This is a genomic window from Phytohabitans sp. LZ39, from assembly GCF_059359075.1.
In genome coordinates this window covers 147,022-161,089 of record NZ_JCADBM010000001.1, presented here as the reverse complement: position 1 = coordinate 161,089, position 14,068 = coordinate 147,022, and the positions used below count along the sequence as shown (strand labels likewise).

The 14,068-nt window shown below is 71.1% G+C and carries 14 protein-coding genes; 7 read left to right on the top strand and 7 right to left on the bottom strand.

Annotated features, from left to right (window positions below):
• Nucleotides 1–22 precede the first annotated feature (22 nt).
• The gene (locus AC5L36_RS00720) at nt 23–853 is read right to left on the bottom strand and encodes a diacylglycerol kinase family protein (RefSeq protein ID WP_441216142.1); all 831 of its coding nucleotides are present in this window, start codon (nt 851–853) and stop codon (nt 23–25) included.
• Between the two features lie 129 nt (nt 854–982).
• Here AC5L36_RS00720 and AC5L36_RS00715 point away from each other — a divergent pair, with 129 nt between their 5' ends.
• From AC5L36_RS00715 to AC5L36_RS00705, 3 genes are read left to right on the top strand one after another with little or no spacing between them, the layout of a single operon-like run.
• Entirely contained in the window at nt 983–2,269 is a 1,287-nt protein-coding gene (locus tag AC5L36_RS00715; RefSeq protein ID WP_441216143.1) for an adenylosuccinate synthase, read from the top strand.
• A gap of 59 nt (nt 2,270–2,328) precedes the next feature.
• Nucleotides 2,329–3,576, top strand: coding sequence for a phosphoribosylamine--glycine ligase (purD, locus tag AC5L36_RS00710; RefSeq protein WP_441216144.1), 1,248 nt, complete (start codon nt 2,329–2,331; stop codon nt 3,574–3,576).
• Nucleotides 3,577–3,628: 52 nt separating this feature from the next.
• A complete protein-coding gene (locus AC5L36_RS00705; RefSeq protein WP_441216145.1) occupies nt 3,629–4,210 on the top strand; it encodes a hypothetical protein in 582 nt (193 codons plus the stop codon).
• Nucleotides 4,211–4,219: 9 nt separating this feature from the next.
• Here AC5L36_RS00705 and AC5L36_RS00700 read toward each other — a convergent pair whose 3' ends face one another.
• From AC5L36_RS00700 to AC5L36_RS00690, 3 genes are read right to left on the bottom strand one after another with little or no spacing between them, the layout of a single operon-like run.
• On the bottom strand, nt 4,220–5,773 hold the full coding sequence (locus tag AC5L36_RS00700; RefSeq protein WP_441216146.1) for an AMP-binding protein: 1,554 nt from the start codon (nt 5,771–5,773) through the stop codon (nt 4,220–4,222).
• Nucleotides 5,770–6,984, bottom strand: a complete 1,215-nt coding sequence (locus AC5L36_RS00695; protein ID WP_441216147.1) for an acyl-CoA dehydrogenase family protein — start codon at nt 6,982–6,984, stop codon at nt 5,770–5,772. Before AC5L36_RS00695 ends, AC5L36_RS00700 begins: the two co-directional genes overlap by 4 nt.
• A 1-nt stretch (nt 6,985) precedes the next feature.
• Complete coding sequence (locus AC5L36_RS00690; protein WP_441216148.1) at nt 6,986–7,438, bottom strand: SCP2 sterol-binding domain-containing protein; 453 nt, start codon at nt 7,436–7,438, stop codon at nt 6,986–6,988.
• A gap of 127 nt (nt 7,439–7,565) precedes the next feature.
• On the opposite strand from AC5L36_RS00690, the gene AC5L36_RS00685 reads away from it, so the two are divergent.
• Entirely contained in the window at nt 7,566–8,144 is a 579-nt protein-coding gene (locus AC5L36_RS00685; protein ID WP_441216333.1) for a TetR/AcrR family transcriptional regulator, read from the top strand.
• Nucleotides 8,145–8,509: 365 nt separating this feature from the next.
• Here the strand turns inward: AC5L36_RS00685 and AC5L36_RS00680 are convergent, their stop codons facing one another.
• Entirely contained in the window at nt 8,510–9,310 is an 801-nt protein-coding gene (locus tag AC5L36_RS00680; RefSeq protein WP_441216334.1) for a MaoC family dehydratase, read from the bottom strand.
• Nucleotides 9,310–10,635 carry a 3-oxoacyl-ACP reductase gene (locus AC5L36_RS00675; RefSeq protein WP_441216149.1) on the bottom strand — a complete coding sequence of 442 codons (1,326 nt, stop codon included), beginning with the start codon at nt 10,633–10,635 and terminating at the stop codon, nt 9,310–9,312. Before AC5L36_RS00675 ends, AC5L36_RS00680 begins: the two co-directional genes overlap by 1 nt.
• Nucleotides 10,636–10,681: 46 nt before the next feature.
• On the opposite strand from AC5L36_RS00675, the gene AC5L36_RS00670 reads away from it, so the two are divergent.
• A complete protein-coding gene (locus tag AC5L36_RS00670; RefSeq protein ID WP_441216150.1) occupies nt 10,682–11,959 on the top strand; it encodes an acetyl-CoA C-acetyltransferase in 1,278 nt (425 codons plus the stop codon).
• Here the strand turns inward: AC5L36_RS00670 and AC5L36_RS00665 are convergent.
• Nucleotides 11,946–12,332: a MarR family transcriptional regulator gene (locus AC5L36_RS00665; protein ID WP_441216151.1), complete on the bottom strand. Its 387-nt coding sequence runs from the start codon at nt 12,330–12,332 to the stop codon at nt 11,946–11,948. The genes AC5L36_RS00670 and AC5L36_RS00665 overlap by 14 nt on opposite strands.
• On the opposite strand from AC5L36_RS00665, the gene AC5L36_RS00660 reads away from it, so the two are divergent.
• Nucleotides 12,306–12,572, top strand: coding sequence for a hemerythrin domain-containing protein (locus AC5L36_RS00660; RefSeq protein WP_441216152.1), 267 nt, complete (start codon nt 12,306–12,308; stop codon nt 12,570–12,572). The two genes, AC5L36_RS00665 and AC5L36_RS00660, sit on opposite strands and share 27 nt — an antisense overlap.
• On the top strand, nt 12,532–14,001 hold the full coding sequence (purB, locus tag AC5L36_RS00655) for an adenylosuccinate lyase (RefSeq protein ID WP_441216153.1): 1,470 nt from the start codon (nt 12,532–12,534) through the stop codon (nt 13,999–14,001). The genes AC5L36_RS00660 and purB overlap by 41 nt, the downstream gene beginning before the upstream one ends.
• Nucleotides 14,002–14,068: the final 67 nt, after the last annotated feature.

Here is a 14,068-nt window from a genome sequence, read left to right as displayed (position 1 = left end):
AACCGGCAGCCTCGCACAGGACTCAGCGGACGTATACCGCCCAGGCTCCTGGCTCGATCCACCACGACCGCTTGTGGCTCAGGGTGCCGCTGACGCCGTCGTCGACGTACCCGATCTCGGACTCGCGGGGGGTGACGGCCACCGCGCGGCCGCGCGCCCGGCGTACCTCGATGCGCACGCGGGGGCGGCGCAGCAGGCGCGGCACGACCACCGGCACCGCCACGGCGACCTCGATCACGCCGTCGGCCGGGTCGGGGGTAGTGAGCAGCGGCAGCCCGTCGAGCCGCGTGTAGCCGGCGCCGTTGCCGACCGCACAAGCCAGTATGGGGTCGGACCCGTCGCTCAGCACCGCGTCGTCCACCTCCACACGTCCGCGCCACGCGCCCCGCTCGCCGCCGACCAGCGCACCGTCGAGCGTGACCGACCCACCATCGTTGCGGAGGAGGTCAAGGCGGCGCACCTTGTCGCCGAGTACGGCCTTGGCCACCTCGGCGGGGTCGCGCGGGAGGTCGAGCTGGGCGGCGAAGTCGTCGGCCGTGGGGTCGAGCGGCAACACGCCGATCGGCGGCAGGTCGGGCACCGTGCGGTCGGCGGGCAGGTCGGCGGGGCGCTTGCTGGGCGCCGGGGCGTACCGGCGGACCATGCGCCGCACGACGGCGCGCAGCTGCCCGTTGGTGGCGGTGGCGACGACAAGCCGGCGGCTGTCGAGGGTCGCGTCGATGTCGGCGTCGGACTCGGCCGTTACCGTCTGTACGGTGGCACCGGCCGCCGTCAACGCGTCGGCACAGGCGAGCACCGGCACGCGCGGAGCGCCACAACCGCCGCCGAGCGTGAGCAACACCACGTCGTACACCGGTGGTGACCCCCTGCTGATCTCTATGGCCAGCGCTGAGCTGGTCGTAACTTCTTGTTAGCCTGACACCTCGGGCTCGCCACGCGGTCGCCACATTGGCACCCGAGCCCCCAGTAAGGCGGGAAAGAGATGCCAGCGATCGTGCTCATCGGCGCCCAGTGGGGCGACGAGGGCAAGGGCAAGGTTACCGACCTGCTGGGAGAGCGGGTCCACTACGTGGTGCGTTACTCGGGCGGCAACAATGCCGGCCACACGGTGATCACACCAGACGGCCAGAAGTACGCACTCCACCTCATGCCATCCGGCGCGCTCTCGCCCAGCGCGATGATCGTCATCGGCAACGGCGTGGTCGTCGACCCCAAGGTGCTGATCGGCGAGATCGACGGCCTCGCCGAGCGGGGTGTCGACGTCTCCCGGCTCCGCATCTCCGGCGACGCCCACCTGATCATGCCGCACCACCGGGCACTCGACCGCGTGGTGGAGCGCTACCTCGGCTCGTCGCGGATCGGCACCACCGGTCGCGGCATCGGCCCGGCGTACGGCGACAAGGTCGCCCGCATGGGCATCCGCCTCCAGGACCTCCTCGACCCGGGCATCCTCCGCAAGAAGCTGGAGCTGGTGCTGCGGGAGAAAAACCAGATCCTGTTCAAGGTGTACAACCGGAAGGCGCTCGACACGTCCGCGGTCGTGGAGGAGTACCTGGCGTACGCGGAGCGGCTGCGGCCGTACATCGCGGAGACGCGCACGATCCTGTGGGACGCGCTCGACCGTGGCGACACGGTGCTGCTGGAGGGCGCCCAGGCCACGATGCTCGACATGGACCACGGCACCTACCCCTTCGTGACGTCGTCCAACCCGTCGGCGGGCGGGGCGTGTGTCGGCGCCGGCATCCCGCCCACCGCGATCTCGAAGGTGATCGGCGTCAGCAAGGCGTACACGACGCGGGTGGGTTCCGGCCCGTTCCCGACCGAGCTCTTCGACGAAAACGGCGCACACCTCCGCAAAATCGGCGCCGAGTACGGCACGACCACCGGCCGCGAACGCCGGTGCGGCTGGTTCGACGCGGTGGTCGCCCGCTACGCCACCCGCCTCAATGGCATCACCGACCTGGTCGTGACCAAGCTCGACGTGATGACCGGCATGGAGAAGGTGCCGATCTGCGTGGGTTACGAGATCGACGGCGAGCGGATCGACACGATGCCGATGACGCAGACCGCCTTCCACCACGCCAAGCCCGTCTACGAAGAGCACGACGGCTGGTGGGAAGACATCACCAAGGCCCGCGCGTTCAGCGACCTGCCGGCAAACGCGCGCGCGTATGTCGAGCGCATCGAGGAGCTCGTCGGCACGCGAGTGTCCATCGTGGGCGTGGGCCCGGGCCGCGAAGAAAACGTAGTGCGCCACGACCTCCTGTAACTTCGTCCGAATTGTCGCTGCCCGGACCATGATCAACGGGCAGGGCTAGGATCCGACGGGTGCGCGTACTGCTTATCGGGGGTGGAGGGCGAGAGCATGCCCTCGCCCTGGGGATTTACGCTGACCCTGCCGTTGCACAGCTTGTCGCGGCGCCTGGCAATCCGGGTATCGCCGACTTGGCGATCACCCGCGATGTCGACGGCGCCAGTCCCCACGCGGTCGCCGCCCTTGCCGTCGAGGTCGCGGCCGATCTTGTCGTCGTCGGGCCGGAGGCGCCGCTTGTCGCGGGCGTTGCAGATGCGGTGCGGGCCAAGGGGATTGCCTGCTTCGGGCCGTCTGCCGCGGCCGCTCAGCTCGAGGGGTCGAAGGCGTTCGCCAAGGACGTGATGGGCGCGGCCGGTGTGCCTACCGCCAAGTCCCGGGCGTGCACCACGCGAGCCGAGGCTGAGCAGGCGCTCGACGAGTTCGGCGCGCCGTACGTCGTCAAGAACGACGGGCTCGCCGCCGGCAAGGGCGTGGTCGTCACGGACGATCGGGACGCGGCGCTCGCCCACGCGGAGGCCTGTGGGCGCGTGGTGATCGAGGAGTACCTCGACGGGCCCGAGGTCTCGCTCTTCGTCGTGACCGACGGCGAGGCGGCCCTGCCGCTCATGCCGGCGCAGGACTTCAAGCGGGTCGGCGACGGCGACACCGGCCCCAACACTGGCGGCATGGGTGCCTACGCGCCCCTGGACTGGGCACCGCCCGGACTTGTCGACGAGGTCATGGACTCGGTCGCGCATCCCACGCTCGCCGAGATGCGGCGCCGGGGCACGCCGTTCGCCGGGTTGCTCTACATCGGGTTGGCGTTGACCAAGGCGGGGCCGCGGGTGATCGAGTTCAACGCGCGCTTCGGCGACCCCGAGACGCAGGTGGTCCTCGCGTTGCTGGAGACGCCGCTGGCCGGGCTGCTGCGCGCGGCCGCCACCGGCACGCTCGGCGACCACCCGCCGCTGCGGTGGCGTCCGGGCGCGGCTGTCACGGTGGTGCTCGCGTCGGAGGGTTACCCGACGTCGTCTCGTTCTGGCGATGTCATCACCGGCGCGGATCGCGCCGGCATCATCCACGCCGGCACCGCGCGCCGGGCCGCCGACGGTGCGCTCGTCTCCGCGGGCGGCCGGGTCCTTTGTGGAACAGCGACCGGCCCCGATCTGGCCTCCGCCCGCGAAGCCGCCTACGCGCTCGTCGACGGGGTGACGCTGGCCGGCTCGCACCGGCGCTCGGACATCGCGCTCGCCGCGGTGGAAGGGCGCGTCTACGTGCCCTAACGGCACGAACAAGGGATTACCCCAGCGCCACCGCGACCCTACCGTCTGTGTCATGAAGAACAAGACGGCAACGCTCGTGCTGGCGGGCGCTGTGGTGTTCGCCAGCACCATCGGCGCGGTCGCTGGCTGCCTCTCCCTGACCAATGGCGGAGAAACGGGTAGCGGTGCCGGTAGCACGCCGTCACCCAGCGCCGACGCCGGTCTCGGCACGGCGGAGGCGACTCCGAGCCCCAGCCCCGATGCGACGCGCGAGACGCCCACGGATACGGAGACGACGAGAGCGCCGACCACGACACGCCCGCCGCAAAACCAGGGCCCGCGGATCGTGGTGTTTCGCGTCAAGCAAAAGCCGCAATGTCCACAAGGGAGCAGCGAGTACCCGGTGGAGGGTACCCCGGTGATCCTGGAGTGGAAGGTGACCGGCACCGACAAGGTCACGATCTCCGTCGACGGCCCGGGGATCTACGGCACGTATCCGGCCGAGGGTTCGGAGACCTTCACGTTCTCCTGCGGCGGCCACGACCCGGGCGAGACGGTCAGACACACCTACCTGCTGAAGACCGTCGGTGGTGGGTCGGTGAAGTCGAAGCAGCTCAGCGCGACGGCCGAGGCCTACGAGGTCGCCGACGTCTGATCCGCCCGCTCAAAACGGGCGCAGGTCGCGGACGACCACCTTGCCGGTGGCGTTGCGCGGCAGGTACGGCACGAAGTACACGTCGCGCGGGATGCAGTAGCGGGCCCGGTAGCGGCGCACGTACTCGCGTACCGCGTCGGCGTCGAGTGTCTCGCCGCGGTGCAGCGCGAGGAAGGCGGCGAGGCGCTGGCCGTACTCCGGATCGGGCACGCCGATCACCGCGACTTCGCGTACCTGTGGCAGCTCGGCGAGCAGGTTTTCCACTTCGGACGGGAAGACGTTTTCGCCGCCAGAGATGATCATGTCGTCTTCCCGGCCCACCACGAAGAGCCGCCCGTCGCCGTCGACGTGGCCGAGGTCGCCGGTCGCGATCAGGCCGTCGTGCGACTCCTTGTCGGCTCCCGAGGTGTACCCCTCGAAGAGCATCTCGTTGCCCACGAAGATCCGCCCGACCTGCCCGTCCGCCACGGGCTGGCCGGTAGGTCCGAGGATCGCCAGGCGGGTGCCGTGTGGCGGGCGGCCGGCGGTCTGCGGCGCGGCACGCAGGTCGCGCGGCGTGGCGATCGAGGCCCAGGAGACCTCGGTCGAGCCGTACAGGTTGTAGAGCACGTCACCGTAGGCGTCCATGAAGCGCGTGGCCAGCCCGCCCGGCAGCGCCGAGCCGCTCACCGCCACGATCCGAAGCGGGTTGGGCTGGGGTGGCGCCACTTCCAGCAGTCGTTGCACCATCACCGGCACGGCGAAGAGCGCACGTACCCGATGCTGGGCCGCGAGCCCGACGCAGCCGGCCGGCTCGAAGCGGCGCTGGAGCACGACGGTGGCCCGGAGCGCGAACGAGACCTGGAGCGCCGCGTACCCCCAGGTGTGGAAGAGCGGCGCGGCGATCATGATGCGGTCGCGGGCGTGCAGCGGGATGCGATGGATGATCGACACGAGCGGGCCGAAGCCGGCCGGCGTGCGGCGGCGGGCGCCCTTGGGCGTGCCGGTGGTGCCGGACGTGAGCACGATCGTGCGGCCGTCGCGCTCCGGCGGGCGCAGCTCGCCGGGCGGTGCGTCGGCGATCAGCTCGGCCGCCCGCTCCTCGGTGATCCGCTCCACCTTGGCCGGCACCGCGAGCACCTTCTCGGCGAACTCCGCGTCGTGGATCAGGATGCGCAGCTCCTGCTCGTCGGCGACCGTGGTGAGCTGGGCCGGGGAGAGCCCGGTGTTGATCAGCACGGTGTCGGCGCCGATCAGCGTGCCGGCCACCATCGCCTCGACCATGCCGGCGTGGTTGCGGCAGAGCAGGCCGATGCGGTCGCCGGAGCGGACACCCGTGGTGCCGCGCAGCGCCCGGGCCAGCCGCTCGGCGTTGCCCAGCAGCTGGCCGTAGGTCACCGCGCCGCGCCACTCGTCGACGATCGCCACGCCCTCCGGGTCGCGGGCGGCCGCCTGGCGCAGCTCGCCGGAGAGGCTGAAACCCCATCGGCGCAGCGCGTTGAGCTGGGCGGCCACCCGCACCGGCGATCCGGGCGTGAGCAACCCTCGTCGGGTCAAGGTGGCCACGACGAACGGGGTGATCATCGAATCTGTACTCCAGAGATGGCACGGGAGATCACAAGGCGCTGGATTTCGGACGTGCCCTCGAAGATGGTGTAGATCTTGGCGTCGCGGTACCAGCGCTCGACCGGGTGCTCACGCAGATAGCCGGCGCCGCCGAGCAGCTGCACCGCTTTCTCCGTGACGGCCACGGCCACCTCGCCGGCCTTGAGCTTGGACATCGAGCCCTCGCCCGCCTCGAAGGCGCGGTTGTTGCGACCCATCCAGGCGGCCCGCCACACCAGCAGCCGCGCGGCGTCGATCTCCATCTTCATGTCCGCGAGCGCGAACGCGACGGCCTGGTTCTGGACGATCGGGCGGCCGAACTGCACGCGGCTCCGGGCGTACTCCAGCGTGTACTCGTACGCCGCGCGGGCCACGCCGATCGCCTGCGCGCCGACGGTCGGCCGGGTCAGCTCGAACGTGCGCATCGCCGCCTGGCCGGCCGCCCGCTGCCCGGACCGGGCGCGGTCGAGCCGCTCCCGCAGCGCCTCGCGCCCGCCGAGCAGGCACCGCCCGGGTACGCGGACGTCGTCGAGGAACACGTCCGCGGTGTGCGACGCGCGCAGGCCGAGCTTTTTGAGCTTGCCGGGCGAGGACAGCCCTTTCGTGCCGGGCGGTACGACGAAAGCGGCGTGCCCGCGCGACCCGAGCTCCGGGTCGACCACGGCGGTCACCACGTGCACGGTCGCGATCCCGCCGTTGGTGGCGTACGCCTTCTGCCCGTTGAGCACCCACTCGTCGGTGGCCTCGTCGTACACCGCGCGGGTGCGGATCGCGCCGACGTCGGAGCCGGCCTCGGGCTCGGTGTTGCAGAACGCCGCGACGGCCGGCTCGTCGACCGTGCCGTAGCACTGCGGCACCCACTCGAGCATCTGCTCAGGGGTGCCCGAACCGTAGATCGAGGCGACGACGAGCGAGGTGCCCAGCAGCGCCATCCCGATGCCGGCGTCGCCCCAGAAGAGCTCCTCGTTGGCGATCGGCAGCGAGAGACCGGTGGGATCCGACCAGCAGTTGGCGAGGAACTCGAAGCCGTAGAGCCCGATCTTCGCGGCCTCCTGGATCACGGGCCAGGGCGTCTCCTCGCGGGCGTCCCACTCGGCGGCGGCCGGGCGCACGACCTCTTTGGCGAAGCCGTGCACCCAGTCCCGCAGGTCCCGCTGTTCCTCGTTCAGGTCGAGCGAGAATTCCGACATATCAACCCTTGGGGATGTCGAACAGGTTGGCGATGTTGGCCGCGAGGCCCAGGTCGCCCTTCGCCTTCAGCTTGCCGGTCATGAACATCATCACCGGGTTGCCGGCGCCGGACACCACCTTTAGGAACTCGACCGGACCCATCGTGAGGCTCAGCTTGGGGTCACGGTCGGGCGACGGCGAGAGCGTGCAGACACCGTTTTCGATCACGACCTCGTACGTGTCGACCCCGCCGTCGGGGCGGTCCGTGACGTTCCAGTGGATGACCGCGTTGGTCGAGCCGGCCCGGTCGGGCCGGAAGAGCGAGGGCATGCGGGCGAACACCTCGTCGAGGATCTTCCCGCGCATGTCGCTCGACATCACCTCTTTGATCTGCGAGTCCGGAGCGGACTTTACGATCTGGGCGAACTGCTTCGGGTCGACACTGGAGAAGTCAGATAGGTCGAAGTCGGTCATCGTTGTGGCCTCCGGCTGAGTAGTTACTCGTGCGTAACCTTACGCACGAGTAGGTATGGTGGCAAGGGTGACCGCGGTATCAGGTACCCCGACCTTCAAACGACTGCCGCGGGCGGTACGTGAGCAGATGATGCTCGACTCCGCCGTCCGCGTCTTCTCCCGGCGTGGCTTTCACGCGGCGAGCATGGACGAGATCGCCGAGGACGCCGGCATCTCCAAGCCGATGGTGTACGCCTACCTGGGCCCCAAGGAGGAGCTCTTCGTCGCCTGCCTCCAGCGCGAGGGCAACCGCCTGATGGAGGCGATCGCGGACGAGGTCGTCGGCGCGGACACCCCGGACCAGCAGCTCTGGCGGGGCCTGCGGGCGTTCTTCGCGTTCGTCGGCGCGCACCGCGACGGCTGGGCGGTGCTCTACCGGCAGGCGCGCGGTGAGCAGCCCTTCGCCAGCGCGCTGACCGAGATGCGCGAGCGCATGGTCGAGGTCGTCGAGATGATGCTTGGGCGCGCGCTCGCCGCGGAGGGGCGCGAGGTCCGCGACACCGATCTCCAGGTCATGGCGTACGCGCTGGTCGGCGCCTCGGAGTCGCTCGCCGACTGGCTCGCCGACCACCCGGAGGCCGACCCGGAGAAGACCGCCACCCGGATGATGAACGTCACCTGGCTCGGCGCCGCCCAACTCCTGCACGGCGAGACCTGGACTCCGTAGTCGCTCCACTCACGACCTCAAGATAAGATCCAACCCAAGATCAAGATTTGGGCTACCGCGACGTCCGCGGTGGTCCGGACCGCTGCTCCCGCGGCCTCACCCGTCCGCCGCTGGTCACGGTCACCGCGAGGCCCGGGGGCAGCACCTCGGCAGAGCCGCGGGCAACGCCGCGTAACCAGAAGTCGCGGCGACCGCACCGTCGCGGCGACTGCTCTGGGCGATGAATCCCGACGCCCTCGCTGGGGTGAGCGTGAGCAACAGCGGATGGGTGAGGCCGCGGGAGCAACGGCATGGACCACGACGCACATCGCGGTAGCTCACATCTTTGGAAATTGGCTTCAAAGCCACGAAGACAGACGCACCCACTAGGTGGGCGTTACCGTGCCGGTCAGGTGTGGCTTGCCGGACTTGGCGCCGTGTAGGGCGAACGTCCACTCTGGAGTCGTAGAGAACGCCACTGTGGACGGTAGGAACACGGGCAGCTTGAACGAAACCTCCACTGTGTACGCGTCCGGCAGGCGGCCCTCCAGCGCGGCCAGGCACCGGGCCTTGCTCCACATGCCGTGCGCGATCGGCCGGGCGAATCCGAACAGGCGCGCGCCGAGCCGCGACGTGTGGATCGGGTTGTGGTCGCCGGAGGCGCGCGCGTAGTCGGTGCCCACGCGGGGGCTCAGGCGCCAGCGGGCCGACGCCGCCGGCGGCTCGGTCTGGTCGGCTTCGCGCCGCCCGCCGGCTGCCTTGCCCTCGCGGCGCAGGTATGTCGACACGTCCCGCCACACGACCTCGCCGCCGACCGAGGCGGTGGCGACCACGTCGAGCTGGCGGCCGCGCGGGTGCTCGCGCAGGTCGGCGGCGTGCACCGACAGGTCGAGCGGCTCGCCCGCGTCGATCGGACGCAGCAGCTCGATGCGGTTGGCCACATGCACGAGCCCGACGACCGGAAATGGGAAGTCTCGCCGCGACATCAGCCGGAACGCCAGCGGGAAGGCGAGCACGTGCGGGTACGTCGCCGGCAGCGTGTCGGAGAGGCGGAATCCGCAGACGCGGTTGTAGTCGGCGAGGTGGGTGCGGTCGACGGTCACACCCGACCGGTCGAGCACGACCTCGGGCAGCCAGCCGGGCCGGTTGAACCCGGGCACCAGGCCGATCGCGGCGCGGGCGAACATCACGCCCCCAGCAGGCTCTGCCCGCAGACGCGGACGACGTTGCCTGTGATGCCTCCGGACGCGGGCGAGGCGAACCAGGCGATCGTCTCGGCCACGTCGACCGGGAGGCCGCCCTGCGCCATGCTGTTCATCCGGCGGCCGGCCTCGCGGATCATCACCGGCATCTTGGCGGTCATGCGGGTCTCGATGAAGCCAGGCGCGACCGCGTTGATCGTGATGCCGCGCTCGGCGAGCACCGGCGCCATCGACTGCACCAGCCCGATCACGCCCGCCTTGCTGGTGGCGTAGTTGGTCTGGCCGCGGTTGCCGGCGATGCCCGCGATCGAGGCGACGCCGATCAGGCGCCCGCCGTCGGTGATCAGGCCGCGGTCGAGGAGTACCTCGTTGATCCTCTCCTGGCTGGAGAGGTTGACGTCGAGCACCGAATCCCAGCGGTCGGCGTCCATGCGGGCGATCGTCTTGTCGCGGGTGATGCCGGCGTTGTGCACCACGATGTCGACGCGGCCGTGCCGCCCGCCGATGTGGTCGGCCAGCCGGTCGGGCGCGCCGGCCGTGGTGAGGTCGAGCTGGTAGGCGGTACCCCGGATGTCGTTGGCCACCGCGGCGAGCGCGTCGCCGGCGGCGGGCACGTCGAGGCCGATCACGTGCGCGCCGTCGCGGGCCAGGACCCTCGCGATCGCCGCGCCGATCCCGCGGGCCGCGCCGGTGACCAGGGCGACCTTGCCGTCCAGCGGGTGCTCCCAGTCGGCCGGTGGGTTGACCGCGGTGGCCGGGCCGATGCGGATGACCTGCCCGGAGACGTACGCCGAGCGGCCGGAGAGCAGGAAGCGGATCGTCGACTCGATCGCGCCCTCGGCGCCCGGGGTGACGTAGACGAGCTGTGCGGTCGTGCCCCGGCCGAACTCCTTGCCGATGCTGCGGGTCAGCCCTTCGAGCGCCCGCTGCGCGGTGGCCTCCCGGGGCGTCTCGCACGCCTCGGGCGGGGTGCCCAGCACGATCACCCGGCCCGACGGGGTGACCGAGCGGGCGTTGGGGTGGAAGAAGTCGTACAGCGCGCGGAGGCCGGTGGAGTCGGTGACGCCGGACGCGTCGAAGACGAGCGCGCTGTGCCACTCGCCCTCCTCGGCGACGCCGGCGGCCTTGAGGATCTCGCGGACCGGCTCGTGGAGGCGGCCGCCAGGGGCGGAGTCGAGCAACACCGGGCCCGGCACCAGCGGCTGGCCGGGGCGGTAGCGGCGCAGGCGGGGCGGTGCGGGCAGGCCGAGGCGCTTGACGACCGCCCGGCCCGGACCGGAGTTGGCGAAGGTCGCATACCGATCGCTCATAGGCGTATCCTACTCGTGAGTAAGTTTCTCTGGGAGGGGAAGTCCCGTGCAGAGGGTCGCGATCATCGGTGGCAACCGGATCCCGTTCGCCCGCTCCAACAGCCGGTATGCCACGGCGTCCAACCAGGACATGCTCACCGCCGCGCTCGACGGCCTCGTCGCCCGATACGGGCTGGCGGGCCAGCGGCTCGGCGAGGTGGTGGCCGGTGCGGTGCTCAAGCATTCGCGCGACTTCAACCTCACCCGCGAGGTCGTCCTCGGTTCGCGGCTGGACCCGCACACGCCCGCGTACGACGTGCAGCAGGCGTGTGGCACCGGGCTCGAAGCGGCGATCCTGGTCGCCAACAAGATCGCTCTCGGCCAGATCGAGGTGGGCATCGCCGGCGGCGTCGACACCACATCGGACGCTCCGCTCCAGCTCAACGAGGACATGCGGCGCGCGCTGCTGCAAATCAACTCGTCCCGCTCGCTCGGCGGCCGGCTGCGTGCGGCCACCCGGCTGCGCCCGCTCCAGCCGTTCCGGCCGGAGGTGCCACGCAACGCCGAGCCGCGTACCGGCCTCTCGATGGGCGAGCACGCGGCGATCACCGCGCTGGAGTGGGGCATCGGCCGCCAGGAGCAGGATCAGCTGGCGCTGGAGTCCCACCAGAAGCTCGCCGCGGCGTACGAGCGGGGCTTCTTCGACGACCTGCTCACGCCCTACCTCGGGCTCGGCCGCGACCAAAACCTGCGGCCCGACACCTCGCTGGAAAAGCTCGGCTCGCTGAAGCCGGCGTTCCGCGCGCCGAACGGCGGCGAGCCGACCATGACCGCGGGCAATTCCTCGCCGCTCACCGACGGGGCGGCGGTCGTGCTGCTGGCCTCGGAGGAGTGGGCCGCCGCGCACAACCTCCCCGTGCAGGCGTGGTTCGTCGACGGGGAGACGGCCGCGGTCGACTTCGTACACGGCGGGGAGGGGCTGCTGATGGCACCCACGTACGCCGTGCCGCGGCTGCTCGCCCGCCGTGGGCTCACGCTCCAGGACTTCGACTATTACGAGATCCACGAGGCGTTCGCGTCGCAGGTGCTCGCCACGCTGGCGGCCTGGGAGTCGCCCGAGTTCTGCAAAGACAAGCTCGGCCTCGACGCGCCGCTCGGCTCGATCGACCGGGCCAAGCTCAACGTCAACGGCTCGTCGCTGGCCGCGGGACACCCGTTCGCCGCGACCGGCGGCCGGATCGTCGCCACGCTGGCCAAGCTGCTCGCGCAGAAGGGCGCCGGCCGCGGCCTCATCTCGATCTGCGCCGCCGGCGGCCAGGGCGTGGTCGCCATCATGGAGCGCTGAGCGCCGCCTCGTACGCCAGCAGGGTGTCGATGAACATCCGGCGCTGCGCCGGGGTCAAGGGCGCGAGGGCGGCCCGCCGGGCCACGGCGCCCTGACCAAGCCAGTCGTCGATCGCCGCGTGGTGTTCGTCGGCGATGCTCACGATCGTGCGCCGCCGGTCGGCGTCGTCCTCCCGCCGGCGCAGGATCCCCTGGCGGCTGAGGTCGCCCACCATCAGGCTCACCGTCGAGGGCGCGACCTCCAGTCGCGCGGCGAGTTCGTTGACGCCGAGCGGCCCCTCGAAGAGCAGGTACGCGAGCAGCGACAGGTGGCGCGGCGCGACCTGGCCGCTCTCCGGTCGGGCGGCGTGCCGGCCGCCGACCTGAGAGTGCACTGCCTGGCCTTCTGCGGGGCGCTGACCACGCACCACACGAGGGAAGACGGCGCCTTTCCCGAGTTCGAGCGGCAGATGCCCGAGCTGGGCCCGGTGCTGGCGCGGCTCCGCCGCGAGCACGCGGCCATAGCGAAGCGGATCGAGGACGGGATCGACGACCTTGATCAGCTCGCCGAGGAGCTGGAGGCACACCTGCGGTATGAGGAGGAGCACCTCGTACCGGCCCTCAACCGACTGTGAGAATGGGCTGGTGATCCCCAATGTGCTCGCTGCCCGTTACGCGTCCGCCGAGCTGACCGCGATCTGGGCGCCGGAGGAGAAGGTACGGCTGGAGCGGCGGCTGTGGATCGCCGTCCTGCGGGCCCAGCGTGACCTGGGCATCGAGGTGCCCGATGGGGTCGTCGAGGCGTACGAGCGGGTGCTCGACCAGGTCGACCTCGATTCGATCGCCGCCCGCGAGCGGGTGACCCGCCACGACGTGAAGGCGCGGATCGAGGAGTTCAGCGCGCTCGCCGGCCACGAGCACGTGCACAAGGGCATGACCTCGCGCGACCTGACCGAAAACGTCGAGCAGCTTCAGGTGCGCCGCTCGCTGGAGCTGGTCCGCGACCGCTCGGTCGCCGCCCTCGCCCGGCTGGCCCACCTCGCTGTCGAGCACTCCGACCTGGTGATGACCGGCCGTTCGCACAACGTCGCGGCACAGGCCACGACGCTCGGCAAGCGCTTCGCGTCGGCGGCGGAGGAGCTGCTCATCGCCTACGAGCGGCTGGAAGACCTCATCGCCTGGTACCCGCTGCGGGGCATCAAGGGCCCGGTGGGCACGGCCGCCGACCAGCTCGACCTCTTCGACGGCGACTTCGACCGGCTCGCCGAGCTGGAGCGGCGGGTGGCCGCGCACCTCGGCTTCAGCCGGGTACTCGACAGCGTCGGGCAGGTCTACCCGCGGTCGATCGACTTCGCCACGGTGGCGGCGCTGGCGCAGCTCGTCGCCGGCCCGTCGTCGCTGGCCACGACGATCCGGCTGATGGTCGGGCAGGAGCTGGTCACCGAGGGGTTCCGCCCCGGCCAGGTGGGCTCTTCGGCGATGCCGCACAAGATGAACACCCGCTCCAGCGAACGGGTCAACGGCCTTGCGGTGATCGTCCGCGGCTACCTGTCGATGGTCGGTGAGCTGGCCGGGGACCAGTGGAACGAGGGCGACGTCTCCTGCTCGGTGGTACGCCGGGTCGCGTTGCCCGACTCGTTCTTCGCGACCGACGGGCTGTTCCAGACGTTCCTGACCGTGCTCGACGAGTTCGGCGCGTACCCGGCGGTGGTCGCCCGCGAGCTCGACCGCTACCTGCCGTTCCTGGCCACGACGAAGATCCTGGTGGCGGCGGTGCGGCGGGGCGTCGGGCGCGAGGCCGCGCACGAGGCGATCAAGGAGCACGCGGTCGCGGTGGCGCTGGCGATGCGGGAAAAGGGCGTCGCGGAAAACGACCTCTTCGACCGGCTCGCCGACGACCACCGGCTGGGCCTGACCCGCGCGGAGATCGACTCGCTGGTCGCCGACCGGGAGGCCTTCGTCGGCGCCGCGCCGGCCCAGGTGCGGGCGGTGGTCGACCGGATCGCCGAGGTCGTGGCTCGCCATCCGCAGGCCGCCGCCTACGCACCGGCTCCGATCCTCTAGTGCGCGCTGGGCCGGGGAGCAACCTCCCCGACCCAGCGGCGTGACACGGCCCGCCGGGTAGCGGGCC

Coding starts and splice junctions, on each gene's coding strand:
- AC5L36_RS00685 (WP_441216333.1), top strand. CDS start 7,566: ATGATGCTCGACTCCGCCGTCCGCGTCTTCTCCCGGCGTGGCTTTCAC.
- AC5L36_RS00675 (WP_441216149.1), bottom strand. CDS start 10,635: ATGAGCGATCGGTATGCGACCTTCGCCAACTCCGGTCCGGGCCGGGCG.
- purB (WP_441216153.1), top strand. CDS start 12,532: ATGAGGAGGAGCACCTCGTACCGGCCCTCAACCGACTGTGAGAATGGG.
- AC5L36_RS00705 (WP_441216145.1), top strand. CDS start 3,629: ATGAAGAACAAGACGGCAACGCTCGTGCTGGCGGGCGCTGTGGTGTTC.
- AC5L36_RS00690 (WP_441216148.1), bottom strand. CDS start 7,438: ATGACCGACTTCGACCTATCTGACTTCTCCAGTGTCGACCCGAAGCAG.
- AC5L36_RS00700 (WP_441216146.1), bottom strand. CDS start 5,773: ATGATCACCCCGTTCGTCGTGGCCACCTTGACCCGACGAGGGTTGCTC.
- AC5L36_RS00715 (WP_441216143.1), top strand. CDS start 983: ATGCCAGCGATCGTGCTCATCGGCGCCCAGTGGGGCGACGAGGGCAAG.
- AC5L36_RS00695 (WP_441216147.1), bottom strand. CDS start 6,984: ATGTCGGAATTCTCGCTCGACCTGAACGAGGAACAGCGGGACCTGCGG.
- AC5L36_RS00680 (WP_441216334.1), bottom strand. CDS start 9,310: ATGTTCGCCCGCGCCGCGATCGGCCTGGTGCCCGGGTTCAACCGGCCC.